Below are 18,239 nucleotides of genomic sequence, written 5' to 3'. Positions count from 1 at the left end.
GATTCCCGATCCCTTCGCGAGCGCCACTTCCCATCGCTGGTCTCGCATACTAATTTGTTTAACAGTCTGACGAATAGGAGCCAGTCGCAATGACTTCCGAGAGTCTTACCCCGGCCCCCGAGCACAAGTTCACCTTCGGCCTGTGGACCGTCGGCTGGCAGGGCCGCGACCCGTTCGGCGACGCCACCCGCGCCCCGCTGGACCCGGTCGAGTCCGTCAACCGGCTCTCCGAGCTGGGCGCGTACGGCGTCACCTTCCACGACGACGACCTGATCCCGTTCGGCTCGACGGACGCGGAGCGCGACGCGCTGGTCAAGCGGTTCCGGCAGGCGCTGGACACCACCGGGATGACCACCCCGATGCTGACCACGAACCTCTTCACGCACCCGGTCTTCAAGGACGGCGCCTTCACCGCCAACGACCGCGACGTCCGCCGCTTCGCCCTCCGCAAGACCCTCCGCAACATCGACCTCGCCGCCGAGCTGGGCGCGGAGACGTATGTGGCGTGGGGCGGCCGGGAGGGCGCGGAGTCCGGCGGCGCCAAGGACGTACGGCTGGCGCTCGACCGGATGAAGGAGGCGTTCGACCTGCTCGGCGAGTACGTCACCGAGCAGGGCTACAACCTGCGGTTCGCGGTCGAGCCGAAGCCGAACGAGCCGCGCGGCGACATCCTGCTGCCGACCGTCGGCCACGCGCTGGCCTTCATCAACTCGCTGGAGCGCCCCGACATCGTCGGCGTCAACCCCGAGGTCGGCCACGAGCAGATGGCCGGGCTCAACTTCCCGCACGGCATCGCCCAGGCGCTGTGGCACGGCAAGCTCTTCCACATCGACCTCAACGGCCAGACCGGCATCAAGTACGACCAGGACCTCCGCTTCGGCGCGGGCGACCTGCGCTCCGCCTTCTGGCTGGTCGACCTGCTGGAGACCGCCGGATACCAGGGGCCGCGGCACTTCGACTTCAAGCCGCCGCGTACCGAGGACTACGACGGGGTGTGGGCGTCGGCCGCGGGCTGCATGCGCAACTACCTGATCCTCAAGGAGCGCGCCGCCGCCTTCCGCGCCGACCCCGAGGTGCAGGCCGCGCTGCGGGCCTCGCGCCTGGACGAGCTGGCCCTGCCGACGCTCGGCGCGGAGGACACGCTGGGCGGACGGCTGGCCGGACTGCTCGCCGACCGCGGCGCGTACGAGGACTTCGACGTCACGGCGGCGGCCGAGCGGGGCATGGCCTTCGAAGCGCTCGACCAGCTCGCCATGGACCACCTGCTGGGTGTCCGCTGACCGGGGGCAGGCGGCCCGGCCCGCGGTGACTCCCGCGGGGTGCGGGTCGCACCCCGCGTCAGATTTCCCGAGCGAACTGTCACGGGCCTGTGCAGGGCCCGTGGGAGAGCTGTTCAAGGAACTCCTCACCCGGGCTTTATCCCCGGCTCATCGCGGCACCCTGTTTCTCAGCACTCCCTCACACCCGCCTCACCGGAACGTCACCGCTGATTCCTAGCGTTCGCGGCAGCGGGAGCGGAGTGGACGCACCCCCTCCTCGCGTCCACTCCACTCCCGGCTCCACCCACTGCCACCCACGAGGAATCGGATGTTCTTCACGTATCTCCGGCGCGAGCTGCGCCGCCGACGCAAGGCGGCACTCGTCGTCGCCCTGGGCCTCGCGCTCGGCATCGGGCTGGTCATCACCGTCAACTCCGTCTCGTCCGGCATGGGCCAGGCGCAGGACAAGGTCCTCCAGTCGCTGTACGGCCTCGGTACGGACATGACCGTCACCAAGGCCGCGCCCGCCGCCACCGCGAGCGGCGGTACGACCCGCCCCAAGTTCGACTTCGACGCGAACAGCGACGGAAAGACGCAGAGCAGCGACCGCGTCATGGTCCAGGGCTTCCAGACGCTGGCGTCCTCGGTCGTCGGCAAGGTGAGCGGCCAGCAGCACGTCGCGGGCGCGGTCGGCGGCCTCAGCCTCCAAGTGCTCAAGATCGACGGCTCGTTCACACAAGGACAGTTCCAGCAGAAGCAGGGCACCTCCGGCGGCGGCGGGCGCGGCGGCGGCAACACCCCGCCGCAGGGCGAAGTCCGGGGCGGTGGCGCGCAGTTCGACGCCAACAGCTACACGCTGTACGGCGTCGATGTCTCCAACCTCGCGCTCGGACCGCTGACTTCGTCGAAGATCACCTCGGGCACCACCTTCACCGCCGCCCAGGCGGACGCCGAGGTCGCCGTCGCCGACTCCGCGTACGCCAAGGAGAACAAGCTCTCGGTCGGCTCGACGGTCACCGTAAAGGACACGAAGTACAAGGTCATCGGCATCGCGACCGCCGACAGCGGCCAGGCGGCGGCCAACCTCTACCTGCCGCTGAAGCAGGCGCAGACGCTCTCGGACTCCGCGGACAAGATCACCACGGTGTACGTCAAGGCGTCCGGCTCGCAGCAGATCGACAGCGTCAAGTCGGCCATCCAGAAGAACATTTCGGGGACCACGGTCACCACCTCGGCCGACCTGGCCTCCACCGTCTCCGGCTCGCTGTCGACGGCGTCCTCGCTCGCCACCAACGTCGGCAAGTGGCTGTCGATCGCCGTCCTCGTCGCGGCCTTCCTGGTCGCGGGGCTGCTCACCTCCTCCGCCGTCAGCAGGCGGGTACGGGAATTCGGCACGCTCAAGGCGCTCGGCTGGAAGAGCGGCCGGGTCACCCGGCAGGTGATGGGCGAAGCGCTGGTCAACGGGCTGCTCGGCGGTGTCCTCGGCATCGCGCTCGGCCTGGCGGGGGCGTACGCGGTCACCGCGATCAGCCCGACGCTCAGCGCTCAACTCGGCTCCAGCGGAGGCGGTGGCGGTGGCGGTGGCGGCGCAGGCGGCGGTGGCGGCGGCTTCGGCGGCCCGGCCCGTTCCGCCGCCAAGACCGTCGACATCGCGCTGAGCGCCCCGGTCAGCGTCCACACCATCGCCCTCGCCGTCGGCCTGGCCGTCGCGGGCGGCCTGATCGCGGGCGCCTTCGGCGGCTGGCGCGCCTCCCGGCTGCGCCCCGCCGACGCCCTGCGCCGCGTCGAATAGCCCCTCGTCCAGAAGGAATTGACCATGTATCAGTTGACTGGCGTGACCAAGCGCTACCGGCGCGGCAAGGCCACCGTGGACGCCCTCAAGGGCATCGACCTGGCCATCGCCGACGGCGACCAGCTCGTCATCCAGGGCCCCACCGGCGGCGGCAAGTCCACGCTCCTCCAGATGCTCGGCGGCCTCGACCGCCCGACATCGGGCGCCGTGGAACTGGACGGCGTCGACCTCGCCCAGCTCGGCGAGGCCAAGCTCACCAAGGTGCGGTCGGAGAACATCGGCTTCATCTTCCAGAGCTTCAACCTCATCCCGACCCTCACCGCGCAGGAGAACGTCGAGACCGCCCTCGTACCCATGGGGGTCAAGGGCGCGGCCCGCCGCGAACGCGCCGCGCGGGCACTGGAGTCGGTGGGCCTCGGCGAACGGCTGACCCACCTGCCGTCCGAGCTCTCCGGCGGCCAGCAGCAGCGCGTCGCCATCGCCCGCGCCCTGGTCAAGGAGCCCAAGGTGCTGCTCGCCGACGAGCCCACCGGCAACCTCGACGAGGGCACCCGCGACGACATCATGGACCTGCTCGAAGGGCTCTGGCGCGACCGCGGCCTCACCTTCATCCTCGTCACCCACGACTCGGGCATCGCCAAGCGGGCGCCGCGGCTGGCGACGATCAGGAAGGGGACGCTGACGCTGCGCGAGCGCACAGCCGCCTGAGTCGGGAGCGCGGCGGGCCCCCCGCCTCCCCTCCGCCGGTCGATCCGTCCGGCGGCGGAGAGGCGGCGCCGCGTTGTCGGTGCCCGGTGCCACGCTGGACCGCGGACGGGCCGCACGCCCGAGAGCCGGGCCGCCGTGCCCGGCCCGCCGCGACCAGGGGAGACCGATGTCAGAGCCGACCGCACCACTGCGTACGACCTTCACCGCCGTCGTCCTCGACGCGCCCGACGCGACGGCGCTCGCCGACTTCTACCGGCGGCTGCTCGGCTGGGAGGTCACCGCGCGGGAGCCCGACTGGGTGAAGCTCAACCCGCCCGGCGGCGGCACGGGCCTGTCCTTCCAGACCGAGCCCCTCTACACCCCGCCGACCTGGCCCTCCGCCCCCGCCGCGCAGCAGATGATGCTGCATCTCGACTTCGAGGTCACCGACCTCCCGGCGGGCACCGCCACCGCCCTGGCCTGCGGCGCCACCCTCGCCGCGTACCAGCCGGAGGACGACACGCGGATCTTCCTCGACCCGGCCGGTCACCCCTTCTGCCTCTGGGTGCGCACCGACGTCTGAGCCCCGCCGGGACCGGGGCCGCGGAGCCTCAGGACCCGGGCCGGGCCCGCTCCCGCCGACCCGCGCGGGAATCTCTTCGAGAAGATCCCGGATTCGCGCGTGAGGTCTCCGGATCAGGGGTGTCTTAAGAATGTCAGGGCCCATGAGGCCGCCACATGCACCGTAGGGTCGGCGTATTCGTACGATCCACCGTCGTGCGATCCGCGTCAGTGGATCCGCGCGACCCGGCCGGTGCACTTGCGAACACCAGGAGACCCGGTATGACCACGACGAAGGCCGAAGCGCCGGTTTCGCCCCAGCACACCAGCACGGACCGCGACGACGACGGCAGCAAGGGGCAGGGCCTGGAGAAGCGGGCCGACGGCGCCTTCCGCGTGCCCGCCGAGCGCGGCCGTACGTCCATCGCCAATTCCGTCGTGGAGAAGATCGCGGGCATGGCGGCACGTGAGGTGCTCGGCGTCCACGACTTCGGCGGCAGCCTCGCCCGCAGCATGGGCGCCATCCGCGACCGCGTCCCCGGTGGCCGCCCCAACGTGACCCGCGGCGTCAAGGTCGAGGTCGGCGAGCGGCAGACGGCCGTGGACCTGGAGCTGGTGGTCGAGTACGGCGTCGCCATCACCGATGTGTCCGCCGACGTACGGGAGAACGTGATCTCCGCCGTCGAGCGCATGACCGGCCTCGAGGTCGTCGAAGTCAACGTCTCGATCGTCGACGTGCACCTGCCCGACGAGGACGACGACACCCCCGCCGAGGGACGAGTGCAGTAGCCGTTCTCCGGGGGCGCCGGGGCTGTCCCACCCCGGCGCCCCCGCACGCCGCTGCCGCTCGCACGAACCCGGTGCCGTACGGCACACCCCCGTGGACCGCGATCACCTGTTGGACGGACGACGTTGACCTGCTTGTACGTGCCTCTGCTCGCCGCCGAGGACCCGGCGCGGTGCCGTGTCCGGTGAGGCGTCCGACGGGGCGCCGTCGCATGTGCCCCCGCCCGAGCCGGAGCCGCCGGCGTCCGGGCGGGAGGAAGACCTGCTGGTCGCCCGCGCGAGCGAGGGCGACGACGAGGCGTTCGAGATCCTGGTACGGCGGCACAGCGGCGAACTGCTGCGCCTGGCACGCCGGTTGCTCGGCAACGACGCCGAGGCGGAGGACGCGGTGCAGGACGCGTATGTCAGCGCGTGGCGGCGGCTGCCGGAGTTCCGCAGGAACGCGGCCTTCGGCACGTGGATGTACCGCATCGTGACCAACCGCTGCCTCAACGTCCTCAGGGGCCGCCGCCCCACCCAGCCGCTGGACTCGATCGTCGAACCCGCCGCGCCCGAGTACCAGTCCTCGCCCGTCCGCGCCGCGGAGTCCGCCGCGTCGGCCGAGGCGCTGCACGGCGCGCTGGCCGGGCTCACCCCCGAGCAGCGCGCGTGCTGGGTGCTGCGCGAATTCCACGGCCTGTCGTACGACGAGATCGCCGCCGCCGTGGGGATCGGCGAACCGGCCGTCCGGGGACGGATCTTCCGCGCCCGCCGCTATCTGACGGAGGCGATGGACACATGGCGCTAGACGACGAACTCCTGCCCTGCGACGCCTCGTTGGCCGATCTGTGGGAGGGCGGCGAGCCCGCCCCCGGCCACGAGGACTGCCCGCACTGCCGGGACTCGCTCGCCGAACTGGCCCAGCTCGACCAGGCCGTGCACCAGGCGCTGGCGGTACGCGACCTGCCCGCGCCCGATCTGGCCGCCCGCGTGATGGACCTGGTGCGGACCGAACTGCGGCCCGGCCGCCTCGTACCGCTCGGCGACCCCGCGGCCGACGACTGGATCACCGAGACCGCCGCCGCCCGGCTCTTCCGGCAGGCCGCGGACGCGGTTCCCGGTGTCGTGGCCGGGAGCTGCCGGATCACCGCGGCCCGCGAGCCCGCGCGCTACGTACTGCCCGGCCTGCCGCTGCCGCGCGTGCCGCTGCGGGTCCGCCTGGAAGTGGCCGTCGTCCTCAGCCGTACCGTCCCCGAGGCCGCCGCGGCGGTCCGCGAACGCGTCATGAACGCGGCGCACGCGGTGATCGGCCTGGACGTCGCCGCGGTGGACGTGTCGGTGGTGGACGTCCTGGACGACGGGGCGGCGGCCGACCGCCCGCTCAACGACGCGACCTCCGGGGAGGGCTGACCCGATGAACCCGCTGACCCGCACACCGGAAGAGCGCGAGACCGCGACCGCGGCGGGCGCCGCCGCGGTCGACGTCCCCGGCGTCGCCTACCTCAGCCCGCGCCTGACCGACCGGCTGCGCTCGCGTACCGCCCCCGGTGTCACCGTGCGGTGGCGGACCGACCCCGCGCAGTGCGCGGTCACGGTCTCGCTGGCCGTACGCACCGGCTACCAGGCGGCCCGGGTCGCCCAGCACGTGCGGGAGGCGGTCGTCGAGGCGGTCTACACGACGTATCCGCAGACGCTGACCACGCCGGTCACGGTGTCGGTGACGGTCACCGCGATCGTCTGAGACCGCCCGTTTTCACCGGGTACGTCCCCGCGCGTGATGTCCGTCCGCCCACGGTGTCCAAGGGTGCAGACCCTTCGAGATTCGAGAGAGGACACAGACCGCCATGGACGCCACGGCTCCCTTCACCTGTCCGACCGCGCTGGACGACGACGGGATACTCACCCTCCGGCCGTGCGGGGACATCGACCTCGAAGCGCGCCCGGCCCTGACCCAGGCCCAACTGGCGCTGCGCCCCGGCCTGCGGGGGGTCCACCTCGACTTCGACGCCGTCCCCTTCATGGACACGACGGCGCTGCGCTTCCTGAGCAGCCTGCACGCCCGCTGCACCGCCTTCGCGCTCCCGCTCCACATCACGGGTCTGCGCCCCCAGCACCGCCGCATGCTCTCCCTGTCCGACTACCGCCTCCCCACCTCCCCGACCTCCCCCACCACAACCGCCTGACCCTCCGGCGGCGCCCCGAAGCGGGCCACGCAGTGCCAGACGCGCTTGAGCGACTGCGGGTCGCGGCGGCCGGTGCGGGCGGCCTCGCCGATGACGCGCGGGTCGAGGAATCCGCCCTCCGCGATCTCGGCGCCCAGCGCGACGAATTCCGGCCCCCGGTAGTCCGGGTGGCGGCGCAACTCCGTGACGGCGAGGCGGAAACCGGCGTGCCACTCCAGCGGGCACGGCAGCAGGCGCGCGGCGTCCTCCACGGCGGTGCCGCGGTGGCTCGGGTCGAGCACCAGTGCCTCCACGTCCTCGGCGAGCACCACGGGACCGTGCACCTGCGCCTCCACATAGCCGTCGAGCGCGTCCCCCCGCCCGGCCGCGGTGTCCGCGCGGGCCAGCTCCACCAGGGCCGACACCGTCCCTTCGACCCCGAAGTCGGACGGTTCCCAGGCGCTGTCCGGATAGCAGAAGGTCGCCCGCGCCAGCGTCCCGGCGCGCAGCCGGAAGTGCGCGGACCCGAAGCGCGGGGCCGCGCCGACCCGCTCGCGCCGGAAGTTCAACGCCCCGTACACCGGCCGTGCCCGCCCGTCCGCCCGGTCGTACGCGCCCCCGAAGATCCGGCTCTCCCACCGCCACCGGTCTCCGCCCGGATACGCGGTCAGGCCCCCGTTGCTCGTGCCGGTCACGAACTGCGACCGGTACACGCCCTCCCGTCCCAGCGCCTCCAGCATCCCCCCGCGGTCCGGATGGAAATTCACGCTCACCCGCACCCCGGCGGCAACCGGCGTCCCGGCCCGCGCCAGCCCGGTCACGTGGCGCAACGCCTCATCCGCCGCGAGCGACGGTTCCCCGGTCACGTCATCCACCTCTTGCCCCCTGTCTCCTGTGCGGGCCGAGCCGTCGGCCGTCAGCGCGGGGCCGGGGCCGGGGTCGGGGCCAGGCCGTCGGCGACGAGGCCGGCGAGGACGGCTTCGCCGAGGGTCTGGACGGCGGACTGGGGGCGGACCATGACGGTGATCTCCTTGATCAGCCCGGCCGGGTCGAACTGGAGCATGTCGATGCCGTGGATCTCCTTGCCGTTGACGGTGGCGCGGAAGAGCAGGATCGCGGACGGGGCGTCGGTGCCGTCACCGGTGGTCCGGGCGGAGCCGTCGAACCGGCCGATGTAGCGGAAGTCCTCGAAGGTGCGCACCAGGACGTGGAAGAGGCCGACGACGAGCGGCTTGCCCTCGAACGGGGTGAACTTCACCGGGCTGTAGAGCCGGATGTCGTCGGTGAACAGGCGGCTGAGGGCCTCGACGTCGCCCGACTCGACGGCGGCGCGGAAGGCGGAGGGGTCTGCGGTCACGGCGTCCGTCGCGGTCACGGCGGCTGCTCCTTCGGTTCTGGAGGGCTGCCCTGGGCGGACCCCCTAGTCGTGCATCTGATTAGTCACTTTCTTGAGTACCATGTCGAGCGTACAACGGACCGGGCGGACGGGAGGAGGCCGAGCGATGGCTTTGCGCCACGCGGTCCTCGCGGCGCTGCTGGACGAGGAGCTGAGCGGCTACCAGCTGGCCAAGGCGTTCAACGTCGGCGTGGCCAACTTCTGGCACGCGCTGCCCCAGCAGCTCTACGCGGAACTGACCAGGCTGGAGAGCGACGGCCTGGTCACCGGCCGGGAGGTCGTCCAGGACACGCGGCCGAACAAGCGCCTCTTCCAGGTGACCGACGCCGGCCTCGCCGAACTGGAACGCTTCGCGGCGGCGCCCGCGAAACCGTCCTTCATCCGTGATGAACTCCTTGTGAAGGTTCAGACCGCCGACCGCCTCGGCACCGAGGCCGTCATCGCCCAGCTCATGGAGCGCGCCGCCTTCGCGGCGGCGAAGGCCGAGCTGTTCACGACCCTGCTCGGCAAGCTCCGCGGCGACCGGGACGAGGAGGACTTCCTGCGCCACGGCACCCGCATCGGCCCGTATCTGACGTGCCTGCGCGGCCTCGCCTTCGAGCGGGGAAACGCCGAGTGGTGCGAGCGCAGCGCGGCCGTGCTGCGCGCGAGGCTGTCGGCGCGGGCCTGACGGCGGCACTACGCTCGGGGCCATGAGCGACAAGCACATCGGGCACCAGGACATCGGCCACCAGCACTTCGAGACCCTCGCGATCCACGCCGGCCAGGCCGCGGACGCGCAGACCGGGGCCGTGGTGACGCCGATTTACCAGGTGTCGACGTACAAGCAGGACGGTGTCGGCGGCCTGCGCGGCGGCTACGAGTACAGCCGGTCGGCCAACCCGACCAGGACCGCCCTCGAAGAGAACCTGGCGGCGCTGGAGGGCGGCAGCCGCGGCCTCGCCTTCGCCTCGGGGCTCGCGGCCGAGGACTGCCTGCTGCGTACGATGCTCGCGCCGGGCGACCACGTGGTGATCCCGAACGACGCGTACGGCGGCACCTTCCGGCTCTTCGCGAAGGTCGTGGAGCGCTGGGGCGTGCGCTGGTCGGTGGCCGACACCTCCGACGTCCAGGCGGTACGGGACGCGCTCCGGCCGGAGACCAAGCTGATCTGGGTCGAGACGCCCTCGAACCCGCTGCTCGGCATCACCGACATCGCGGCGGTCGCCGGGGTCGCCCGGCAGGCCGGGGTGCGGCTGGTGGTCGACAACACCTTCGCGAGCCCTTACCTCCAGCAGCCGTTGGCGCTCGGCGCGGACGTCGTCGTGCACTCCACGACCAAGTACATGGGCGGGCACTCCGACGTGGTCGGCGGCGCGCTGGTCACCTCGGACGCGGGCCTGGGCGAGGAGTTGGCGTACCACCAGAACGCGATGGGCGCGGTCGCCGGGCCGTTCGACGCGTGGCTGGTGATGCGCGGCGTCAAGACGCTCGCGGTACGGATGGACCGGCACAGCGCCAACGCGACGCGGGTGGCCGGCATGCTGGCCGCGCACCCGAAGGTGGCGCAGGTGTACTACCCCGGTCTGCCGGAGCACGCGGGGCACGAGGTGGCCGCCAAGCAGATGAAGGCGTTCGGCGGCATGGTGTCCTTCCGCGTCGTGGGCGGCGAGGATGCGGCGGTCGCCGTCTGCGACCGCGCGGAGCTCTTCACGCTCGGCGAATCCCTCGGCGGCGTCGAGTCGTTGATCGAGCACCCGGGCCGTATGACGCACGCCTCGGTGGCCGGTTCCGCGCTGGAGGTGCCCGCCGATCTGGTACGCCTGTCGGTCGGCATCGAGGCCGCGGACGACCTGCTGGCCGACCTGGCGCAGGCCCTCGGCTGAGGTTGTGACACGGTCGTGAGAGCGTGAACTCCCGGGCCCGTACGGTCGCGCGCGCCGCGTACCGTACGGGCCCGGCGCCTTTCCCACGAAAGGCGTCAGCCCGTCGCCGACCACCAACTGCCGTCCGTCGGCGTCGTAGGGGCCGAGTGGTCGGGCCACGCCACCGCGGCCAGTACCAGACCGGCCACGACGGCCGCGAACAGCACCAGCCACAGGGCGAGTCGGACGACCCGGCGGCGGCGTACGATCCGGCGTCCGCGGGCGGCGGCGCGGGCGGTGAGATCGAGCGGGACCACCGGGTGCGGGGTGTCCAGCAGGCGGCGCACCTCGTCGTCGCGGCGGTTGGGCAGGCGGCTCACGGCGCCACCGCGCTGGACTCGGCCAACTCCGCTGCCTCGGAAGCCGGTTCGGTCTCCCCGGGGGCTCTGCGGGCCCGCGCCGCGGCGGCGGCCACGGCCCTGGCCGCCGCGGCGGCGGCCGGATCGTCCTCTTCGGGCCTGCTGCGCAACGTGGCCGTCCCGCGGGCGCAGATGGCGCGCACCCGCTCGACGGGCAGGCCGAGTTGGGCCGCGGTCTGCTCCTCCGCGACGCCCTCGAAGTGCCGCATCACGACGATCAGCCGCTCCTGGCCGCTGAGCCGGTCGAGGGTGCCGCCGCGGGGCCGCCGCCACCACGGGCGGTAGGCGAACCGCCGTACCAGCTCGCTCCTGGCCCGTTCGTACGGGTCCTCCGCGCGCATCGTGAGCCAGTTGGCGTAGACGTGCGCGAGCGTCGCGGTCAGGAGGCGGTCGGCGGCCTCAGGGTCGCCCGCCAGCAGTGTGGCGGCGTGCAGCAGACGGCCCGCCGCGCCCGCGGTGAACGCCGCGAATTCGGCGTCCCGTCGGTTTTCCGCTGCCGCCCGGCGCTTCCCCACGCGGCCATGGGACGGCAACCGGGCGTTCCGGGTCAAGCCCCTTGCGTGTCTCCCCGCGACCCCGTCGCGCCGCCGGTCCCCTCGGTCCCACCGGCCTCGTCGGACTCCGGCTCCTCGCGCTGTCCCGCCCCGGTGTGCCAGTCGGCGAGCGAGGTGTTGAAGCGGGCCAGCAGCTCGGTGAAGATCTCCCGCTCCCGCGGGGTCCACTCGTCGGTGACCTCGGCCATCAGCCGGCGGCGGGAGTCGCGTACCGCGTCGAGCCGGGACCGGCCGCGCGGCGACAGGGCGAGGACGACCGCGCGGCCGTCCTCCGGGTGCGAGGTGCGCTTGACCAGGCCGGTGTCGACGAGCGGGGCGACCTGACGGGTGACCGTGGAGGAGTCGATGCCCATGGCCTCGGCGAGCGCCTTGACGCCCATCGGGCCTTCGCGGTCGAGCCGGTTGAGCAGCAGGTAGGCGGCGCGGTCCATGGAGTTGCGGGCCTTGCCGACTCCGCCGAGCCGCGTCTGTTCCGCGCGACGGGCGAAAAGTGCGACCTGGTGCTGGAGGCGCTCAAGGAGTTCGGTCGAGGTCTCCGTGGGGTTGGACATGACCTTGAAGCTCGCGTTCTGTCGGTCCTGTGAAGGGGAACGGGAAGGCGGAAGTTGTGGAGAAGAGTACGCGGCGCGGAAGGCCCCGTGACCCTTCACCGGCAATACGCCGCCCGCCGCGGCCCCGGCCCTGACACGTATTCCGGCCGCCGGTGACACCCTTGGCCCCCGGCGGTGGCGGTCCGCCGGAGCTGGGAGACTGGGCCCATGGACAGTTCGGTGCCCGCAGCGTCCCCTTCGATCACCCTCGATGACGTGCGAGGAGCGCACAAAATGCTCTCCGGGGTGGCCCGTATCACCGCGATGGAAGGCAGCCGCCATCTGTCGTCGCTGGTCGGAGCACCTGTGCACCTCAAATGCGAGAATCTTCAACGCACAGGTTCGTTCAAAATTCGCGGCGCGTACGTCCGCATCGCGGGCCTCGGCCCGGAGGAGCGCGCGGCCGGGGTGGTGGCGGCCAGCGCCGGGAACCACGCCCAGGGCGTGGCCCTCGCGGCCTCCCTGCTCGGCGTCCGCTCGACCGTCTTCATGCCCGTCGGCGCCCCGCTGCCCAAGGTGGCCGCGACCCGTGACTACGGCGCCGAGGTACGGCTGCACGGCGCGGTCGTCGACGAGACGCTGCGGGCGGCCATCGAGTACGCCGAGCAGACCGGGGCGGTCTTCATCCACCCCTTCGACCACCCGGACATCATCGCCGGGCAGGGCACGGTGGGCCTGGAGATCCTTGAGCAGTGCCCCGAGGTCGGCACCATCGTGGTCGGCATCGGCGGCGGCGGTCTCGCCGCCGGTCTCGCGGTCGCCGTCAAGGCGCTGCGGCCCGATGTGAAGATCGTCGGCGTGCAGGCCGCGGGCGCCGCCGCGTATCCGCCCTCGCTCGCCGTCGGCCGCCCGGTGGCGCTCGGCACGGTCGCCACGATGGCCGACGGAATCATGGTCGGCCGTCCGGGCGACATACCGTTCGCCCTGGTCAGGGACCTGGTGGACGAGGTCGTGACGGTGACGGAGGACCAGCTCTCCTCCGCGCTGCTGCTCTGCCTGGAACGCGCGAAGCTGGTCGTGGAACCGGCCGGGGCCAGTCCGGTCGCGGCGCTGCTGGCCGCGCCCGAGGCGCTGCGGGGGCCCGTCGTCGCGGTGCTCTCCGGCGGCAATGTCGACCCGCTGCTGATGCAGCGCATCCTGCGGCACGGCATGTCGGCCGCCGGCCGTTACCTGTCCCTGCGGCTGCGTCTCACCGACCGGCCCGGCGCGCTCGCCACGCTCCTGGGGGTGTTGTCAGTGGTCGACGCTAACGTCCTCGATGTCAGCCATGTGCGCACCGACCCGCGGCTCGGCCTCACCGAGGCCGAGGTCGAGGTGCACCTGGAAACCAAGGGACCTGAGCACTGTGTCGCCGTGGGCGAGGCACTGGAGAACGCGGGTTACACCGTCATCCGGTGACCGCCCCGGCGGGCGGAGCTCGCCGTCGTACGACCCGCCGCCGCGGGGGAATCGCCCGCCGAGCCCCCGCGGCGGCGCGCCGTGTACCAGGTTCCGTGGCGGACGCGAAATTGGCTTGACGCGATATATCGCGTCTGTCATTCTCGCGTTCCATCGCGGTTCGCCGCGCGGTCCGCCGCGCGCTGAGCGATGAGTTTCGGCCGTTCGGGCGGTCGAAGTCATGAAGCCGCACACCGCACCAGTCGTGAGAGCTGCACACCGCACCAACGGACGGAGTGACAAAATGCCGGGCGCCATCTATGCAGAGGGTCTTGTGAAGACCTTCGGCGATGTCAAGGCACTGGGGGGAGTGGACCTCGACGTGCCGGAGGGCACGGTCCTCGGGCTGCTCGGGCCGAACGGCGCGGGAAAGACCACCGCCGTCCGGGTCCTGACCACACTCCTGCAACCCGACAGCGGCAGAGCCGTCGTCGCGGGCATCGACGTACTGAAGCACCCCAACGAGGTCCGCAGGCACATCGGCCTGTCGGGACAGTTCGCCGCGGTCGACGAGTATCTGACCGGCCGGGAGAACATCCAAATGGTCGGCCAGCTCTACCAGATGAGCGCCAAGGCGGCCCGCGCGCGGGCCGACGAACTGCTGGAGCGCTTCAATCTGGCGGACGCCGCGAACCGGCCCTCCAAGACCTACTCCGGCGGTATGCGCCGCCGCCTCGACCTCGCCGCCGCGCTCGTCGTGAGCCCGCCGGTGATGTTCATGGACGAGCCGACCACCGGACTCGACCCGCGCAACCGCCAGCAGCTCTGGGAGGTCATCCAGGAACTGGTCGCGGGCGGCACCACCTTGCTGCTCACCACCCAGTATCTGGAAGAGGCCGACCACCTCGCGCACGACATCTGCGTGATCGACCACGGCAAGGTCATCGCGCGCGGCACCTCCGACCAGCTCAAGGCGCAGACCGGCGGCGAACGCGTCGAGGTCGTCGTGCACGAGCGGGACCGCATCTCCGACGCCGCCCGCGCGCTCGCCGGATTCGGCAAGGGCGACGCGAAGATCGAGGAACACCAGCGGAAGATCACCGTCCCGGTGACCGGCGGCGCCAAGCTGCTCGCCGAGGTGATCCGCGACCTGGACGCGCAGGGCATCGAGATCGACGACATCGGCCTGCGCCGACCCACCCTGGACGACGTGTTCATCTCCCTGACCGGCCACGCGGCCGAGCAGGACAACGCCGCCGACGAGGAGACCGAGGACCCGGGCGCCCGCAAGGCCGACGCGTCCCGCAAGGAGGCAGTCAAGTGAGCGCCACGACCGACATCGTGACCACCGCCGCGCCCAAGGGCGCGGGCGGCGTCGTCCAGTCCGTCAGGGACTCGCTGGTCGTCGCCAAGCGCAATCTGATCCGGATGCTGCGCATCCCCGAGATGATCATCTTCGGGCTGATCCAGCCGATCATGTTCGTGGTGCTGTTCAGCTACGTCTTCGGCGGCTCGGTCGCCGTCGGCGGCTCCCTCAGCGCCTCGGACTACCGCAACTTCCTGATGGCGGGCATCTTCGCCCAGACGGTCACCTTCGCCACCGCCGGCGCGGGCGCGGGCATCGCCGACGACATGAACAAGGGCCTGATCGACCGCTTCCGGTCGCTGCCCATGGCGCGCGGCGCGGTGCTCACCGGCCGCACCCTCGCCGACCTCGTCCAGACGACGCTCACCGTCGTCGTCCTCGCGGTGGTCGGCGTGCTCGTCGGCTGGCGCATCCACAACGGCGTGCCGAAGATGATCGGCGCGTTTCTGCTGCTGCTCCTGCTGGGCTACGCCTTCTCCTGGATCGGCGCGCTGATCGGCCTGTCGGTCCGCACCCCGGAGGCGGCCACCTCGGGCGGCCTGATCTGGCTCTTCCCGGTGACGTTCGTGTCGAATGCCTTCGTGGACTCGTCCAACATGCCGGGCTGGCTCCGGGCGGTCGCCGACTGGAACCCGTTCAGCGCCACCGTGCAGGCGTGCCGTGTGCTCTTCGGCAACCCGGGCGTCTCGCAGTCCGGCGCCTGGCCGATGCAGCACCCGGTGTGGGCGTCGCTGATCTGGTCCGTGCTCATCATCGTGGTCTTCCGTACGCTCGCGGTCCGCAAGTACCGCTCGGCGACCGCTTAACAGCCGGTCACCGCGGAGAGCCGGACGACCGCCTCACGCTCGACGATCGCGTCACGCCCGACGCCTTCGCGGAGAGCCGCGTCACACATGTGCCGCCCGTGCCACGGGGACGGGCGGCACACCGCTGTCCGCTCAGCCCTGGTACGGCTTCACGTCGAGGACCTTCACCGACGCGCTCTTGCCGTTGGGCAGTTCGTACGTGGCGTCCTCGCCCGGCTTCTTGCCCGCCACACCGCGGCCGAGCGGCGACTGCGGCGAGTACGTGTCCAGGTCGCTGGAGACGCCCTCGCGGGAGCCGAGCAGGAAGGTCATGGTGTCGTCGGGGTCGCCGTCGAAGGCGATGGTCACCACCATGCCGGGCGCCACCACACCGTCGTCCGCCGGGGCCTCGCCGACCTTCGCGGACTCCAGGATCTGGTTGAGCTGGCGGATGCGCAGCTCCAGCTTGCCCTGGTCCTCACGCGCCGCGTGATAGCCGGCGTTCTCCTTGAGATCGCCTTCCTGGCGGGCTTCCTCGATCTTGGCGACGATCTCGGCGCGCGCCGGACCAGACAGATGCTCCAGCTCGGCCTTGAGCTGGTCATACGCCGCCTGGGTCAGCCAGGTGACGTTCTCGCTGGTCTGGGTCACAGGTGCTCCTCGTCGGTACTGGTCATGCCGTGTGCCTGTCCCGCGGACTCCCCGCGGGGCGGTGTGTGCCGTCGCACCCGTGGGGCCGACGGCTCGTCCCCACGGCCGGTGCCGGGGTGCGCCCCGATGAACAAGTCCATTGCCACCGGTCGCCGGGACGAAACCACGAGCCTAACAATTACTCGTCGGTCAAGGGGACGAGAAACGAACGCGGGTGCCGGGGTCCGGGGTCAGCCGCGCGGGGCGGTCTGGCAGCTGACCAGCTCACCGGTCTCACCGCGCGAGGTCGTCCGCACCGTGACGACGGTGTCGACCTGCCGGGCGTGCTGCGCGAGGCGGACGTCCTTGCGGCCCACCTCGTTGTGGTCGACGTCCACCGAGCGCAGGGTGCAGACGGCGACGGTCCCCGGGTCCTTGTGGACCTCCAGGTGGATCTCCACGGCCTGGTCCGACACGGCCTTGAAGGCGATGACCTGACCGCTGACCTTGGTGCCGGTGAGGGCGTGCCAGCCGTACCAGCCGACGCCGACGACCATCAGCGCGCCCAGCACGACGGCGGCGATCCGCAGCTTGCGGTCCGCCCGCGCGTCGGCGCCCGGACCGTACCTGCCGTCGGGCAGGGCGGGGCGGGCGCCCGGCTCACCGGGCCGCACGGCGGTCATAGGCTTTTCCTCCCGAGCGCGGGAACGGCGGAATTAATCGTCCCCTCACTCGGTCACTATAGGAGGCGCCCTCTCGGCCGACGGAGGGGGCTTAGAAGACGGGGGCTCGGCGCCGCTCGGACCCCGAAGACCTGAGGACCCAGCCTTGACTGAGCAGCTTCGACTGATGGCCGTTCACGCCCACCCCGACGACGAGTCGAGCAAGGGCGCGGCCACCATGGCCAAGTACGTGTCCGAGGGGGTGGACGTACTGGTGGCGACCTGCACCGGAGGCGAGCGTGGCTCGGTGCTCAACCCCAAACTCCAGGGCGACCCCTACATCGAGGAGAACATCCACGAGGTACGTGCCAAGGAGATGGACGAGGCGCGCCAGATCCTGGGCGTCCGCCAGTCCTGGCTCGGCTACGTCGACTCGGGACTGCCCGAGGGCGACCCGCTGCCGCCGCTGCCCGAGGGCTGCTTCGCCCTCCAGGACGTGGACGTGGCCGCGGGCACCCTGGTGAAGCTGATCCGCGAGTTCCGGCCGCACGTCATCACCACGTACGACGAGAACGGCGGCTATCCGCACCCGGACCACATCATGACGCACAAGATCTCGGCGGTGGCCTTCGACGCCGCGGGCGACCCCGAGCGCTACCCCGAGGCCGGGGAGCCGTGGACGCCGCTGAAGCTCTACTACAACCAGGGCTTCAACAAGGAGCGCACCCTCGCGCTGCACGAGGCGCTGCTCGCGCGCGGCATGGAGTCCCCGTACGGCGAGTGGCTCAAGCGCTGGGAGGAGTTCGACCGCCCGGAGCGGCAGCTCACCACCCACGTGCCCTGCGCGGACTTCTTCGAGATCCGTGACAAGGCGCTGCTCGCGCACGCCACGCAGATCGACCCGGACGGCGGCTGGTTCCGTATCCCGATGGACCTCCAGCGGGAGGTCTGGCCGACCGAGGACTACGAGCTGGCGCAGTCCCGCGTGGACACCTCGATCCCTGAGGACGACCTCTTTGCGGGGATCGAGAGGGCCTAGGCGACAATGGGCGGGTGAACGCCTCCCACGGATTCAATACGCTGGTCCCGCTCGCCTCGAACGCCGCCGGTGAGCTGAACCAGGACAAGGTGACGCCGGGGCTCCTCGGTTTCGTGATCTTCGCCGCCATCGCCATCGGGCTGTGGCTGCTGATGAAGAACATGGGCAAGCAGATGAAGAAGATCGATTTCACCGAGGAGCCTGCGGCTCGCCCGCCGCATGAGGCCCCCGCGGCCTCTCCCTCCGCTTCTCCCGCTGCCTCCGCCTCCTCCGCCCCGGAGCCGCCACGCCCCTGACGGGGGGCGGCCCTTGCGCGGGGCGTGCTTTTCAGGGGCGCGGGGAACTGCGCGG

General features: G+C 71.7%; 23 protein-coding genes. 16 read left to right on the top strand and 7 right to left on the bottom strand.

All coding sequences use genetic code 11. The features are described from left to right. Positions 1-89: 89 nt before the first annotated feature. The 9 genes from xylA to ACIQCJ_RS09860 all read left to right on the top strand — a co-directional run bounded on the left by xylA (position 90) and on the right by ACIQCJ_RS09860 (position 7,247). A complete protein-coding gene (xylA, locus tag ACIQCJ_RS09900; RefSeq protein ID WP_355349898.1) occupies positions 90-1,280 on the top strand; it encodes a xylose isomerase in 1,191 nt (396 codons plus the stop codon). Positions 1,281-1,587: 307 nt separating this feature from the next. Continuing rightward, positions 1,588-3,051 carry an ABC transporter permease gene (locus tag ACIQCJ_RS09895; RefSeq protein WP_402711122.1) on the top strand — a complete coding sequence of 488 codons (1,464 nt, stop codon included), beginning with the start codon at positions 1,588-1,590 and terminating at the stop codon, positions 3,049-3,051. 24 nt (positions 3,052-3,075) lie between these two features. Then, on the top strand, positions 3,076-3,759 hold the full coding sequence (locus ACIQCJ_RS09890) for an ABC transporter ATP-binding protein (protein ID WP_402711121.1): 684 nt from the start codon (positions 3,076-3,078) through the stop codon (positions 3,757-3,759). 166 nt (positions 3,760-3,925) lie between these two features. Continuing rightward, complete coding sequence (locus ACIQCJ_RS09885; protein WP_391049091.1) at positions 3,926-4,321, top strand: VOC family protein; 396 nt, start codon at positions 3,926-3,928, stop codon at positions 4,319-4,321. 260 nt (positions 4,322-4,581) lie between these two features. Next, positions 4,582-5,088 (top strand): Asp23/Gls24 family envelope stress response protein, encoded by a 507-nt coding sequence (locus ACIQCJ_RS09880; protein WP_402711120.1) that lies wholly within the window; start codon positions 4,582-4,584, stop codon positions 5,086-5,088. A 211-nt stretch (positions 5,089-5,299) separates the two neighbouring features. Beyond that, positions 5,300-5,872, top strand: a complete 573-nt coding sequence (locus tag ACIQCJ_RS09875; protein ID WP_402711283.1) for an RNA polymerase sigma factor — start codon at positions 5,300-5,302, stop codon at positions 5,870-5,872. After that, the gene (locus tag ACIQCJ_RS09870; RefSeq protein ID WP_355349913.1) at positions 5,863-6,474 is read left to right on the top strand and encodes a hypothetical protein; all 612 of its coding nucleotides are present in this window, start codon (positions 5,863-5,865) and stop codon (positions 6,472-6,474) included. Before ACIQCJ_RS09875 ends, ACIQCJ_RS09870 begins: the two co-directional genes overlap by 10 nt. A gap of 4 nt (positions 6,475-6,478) precedes the next feature. Continuing rightward, positions 6,479-6,805 (top strand): Asp23/Gls24 family envelope stress response protein, encoded by a 327-nt coding sequence (locus ACIQCJ_RS09865; RefSeq protein ID WP_391161720.1) that lies wholly within the window; start codon positions 6,479-6,481, stop codon positions 6,803-6,805. A gap of 103 nt (positions 6,806-6,908) precedes the next feature. Next, a complete protein-coding gene (locus tag ACIQCJ_RS09860) occupies positions 6,909-7,247 on the top strand; it encodes an STAS domain-containing protein (protein WP_355349918.1) in 339 nt (112 codons plus the stop codon). Here ACIQCJ_RS09860 and ACIQCJ_RS09855 read toward each other — a convergent pair. After that, positions 7,202-8,092: a DUF3626 domain-containing protein gene (locus ACIQCJ_RS09855; RefSeq protein ID WP_402711119.1), complete on the bottom strand. Its 891-nt coding sequence runs from the start codon at positions 8,090-8,092 to the stop codon at positions 7,202-7,204. The two genes, ACIQCJ_RS09860 and ACIQCJ_RS09855, sit on opposite strands and share 46 nt — an antisense overlap. A 50-nt stretch (positions 8,093-8,142) precedes the next feature. Further along, positions 8,143-8,601 carry a nuclear transport factor 2 family protein gene (locus ACIQCJ_RS09850; protein WP_402711118.1) on the bottom strand — a complete coding sequence of 153 codons (459 nt, stop codon included), beginning with the start codon at positions 8,599-8,601 and terminating at the stop codon, positions 8,143-8,145. Between the two features lie 127 nt (positions 8,602-8,728). Here ACIQCJ_RS09850 and ACIQCJ_RS09845 point away from each other — a divergent pair, with 127 nt between their 5' ends. Then, the gene (locus ACIQCJ_RS09845; protein WP_355349927.1) at positions 8,729-9,292 is read left to right on the top strand and encodes a PadR family transcriptional regulator; all 564 of its coding nucleotides are present in this window, start codon (positions 8,729-8,731) and stop codon (positions 9,290-9,292) included. 22 nt (positions 9,293-9,314) lie between these two features. Further along, complete coding sequence (locus ACIQCJ_RS09840) at positions 9,315-10,487, top strand: cystathionine gamma-synthase (RefSeq protein WP_355349930.1); 1,173 nt, start codon at positions 9,315-9,317, stop codon at positions 10,485-10,487. Positions 10,488-10,582: 95 nt separating this feature from the next. Here the strand turns inward: ACIQCJ_RS09840 and ACIQCJ_RS09835 are convergent, their stop codons facing one another. Genes ACIQCJ_RS09835 through ACIQCJ_RS09825 form a run of 3 tightly spaced genes read right to left on the bottom strand, consistent with a single transcriptional unit; the run spans position 10,583 to position 11,990 of the window. Next, positions 10,583-10,846 (bottom strand): hypothetical protein, encoded by a 264-nt coding sequence (locus tag ACIQCJ_RS09835; RefSeq protein ID WP_391049106.1) that lies wholly within the window; start codon positions 10,844-10,846, stop codon positions 10,583-10,585. Further along, positions 10,843-11,400, bottom strand: coding sequence for a sigma factor-like helix-turn-helix DNA-binding protein (locus ACIQCJ_RS09830; RefSeq protein ID WP_401312843.1), 558 nt, complete (start codon positions 11,398-11,400; stop codon positions 10,843-10,845). The genes ACIQCJ_RS09835 and ACIQCJ_RS09830 overlap by 4 nt, the downstream gene beginning before the upstream one ends. A 32-nt stretch (positions 11,401-11,432) precedes the next feature. Then, positions 11,433-11,990, bottom strand: a complete 558-nt coding sequence (locus ACIQCJ_RS09825) for a MarR family transcriptional regulator (RefSeq protein ID WP_355350139.1) — start codon at positions 11,988-11,990, stop codon at positions 11,433-11,435. A 207-nt stretch (positions 11,991-12,197) separates the two neighbouring features. On the opposite strand from ACIQCJ_RS09825, the gene ilvA reads away from it, so the two are divergent. From ilvA to ACIQCJ_RS09810, 3 genes are all read left to right on the top strand, one after another. Then, positions 12,198-13,427 (top strand): threonine ammonia-lyase, encoded by a 1,230-nt coding sequence (gene ilvA / locus ACIQCJ_RS09820; RefSeq protein WP_355350136.1) that lies wholly within the window; start codon positions 12,198-12,200, stop codon positions 13,425-13,427. Positions 13,428-13,710: 283 nt separating this feature from the next. Next, the gene (locus ACIQCJ_RS09815) at positions 13,711-14,730 is read left to right on the top strand and encodes an ATP-binding cassette domain-containing protein (protein ID WP_391049111.1); all 1,020 of its coding nucleotides are present in this window, start codon (positions 13,711-13,713) and stop codon (positions 14,728-14,730) included. Next, positions 14,727-15,578, top strand: a complete 852-nt coding sequence (locus ACIQCJ_RS09810) for an ABC transporter permease (protein ID WP_401312847.1) — start codon at positions 14,727-14,729, stop codon at positions 15,576-15,578. The genes ACIQCJ_RS09815 and ACIQCJ_RS09810 overlap by 4 nt, the downstream gene beginning before the upstream one ends. Positions 15,579-15,710: 132 nt before the next feature. Here ACIQCJ_RS09810 and greA read toward each other — a convergent pair whose 3' ends face one another. Beyond that, complete coding sequence (gene greA / locus ACIQCJ_RS09805) at positions 15,711-16,208, bottom strand: transcription elongation factor GreA (RefSeq protein ID WP_188280881.1); 498 nt, start codon at positions 16,206-16,208, stop codon at positions 15,711-15,713. Between the two features lie 230 nt (positions 16,209-16,438). Beyond that, complete coding sequence (locus ACIQCJ_RS09800; RefSeq protein WP_355350127.1) at positions 16,439-16,870, bottom strand: DUF4307 domain-containing protein; 432 nt, start codon at positions 16,868-16,870, stop codon at positions 16,439-16,441. Positions 16,871-17,015: 145 nt separating this feature from the next. Between ACIQCJ_RS09800 and mca the strand changes: the two genes are divergently transcribed. Then, the gene (gene mca, locus ACIQCJ_RS09795) at positions 17,016-17,888 is read left to right on the top strand and encodes a mycothiol conjugate amidase Mca (protein WP_391127072.1); all 873 of its coding nucleotides are present in this window, start codon (positions 17,016-17,018) and stop codon (positions 17,886-17,888) included. Positions 17,889-17,902: 14 nt separating this feature from the next. After that, a complete protein-coding gene (locus tag ACIQCJ_RS09790; RefSeq protein ID WP_401312854.1) occupies positions 17,903-18,184 on the top strand; it encodes a hypothetical protein in 282 nt (93 codons plus the stop codon). Positions 18,185-18,239 lie beyond the last annotated feature (55 nt).

The sequence above is a fragment of the Streptomyces sp. NPDC093221 genome (assembly GCF_044753885.1).
GTDB lineage: Bacteria > Actinomycetota > Actinomycetes > Streptomycetales > Streptomycetaceae > Actinacidiphila.
This window is presented reverse-complemented; position numbering and strand designations above follow the sequence as displayed.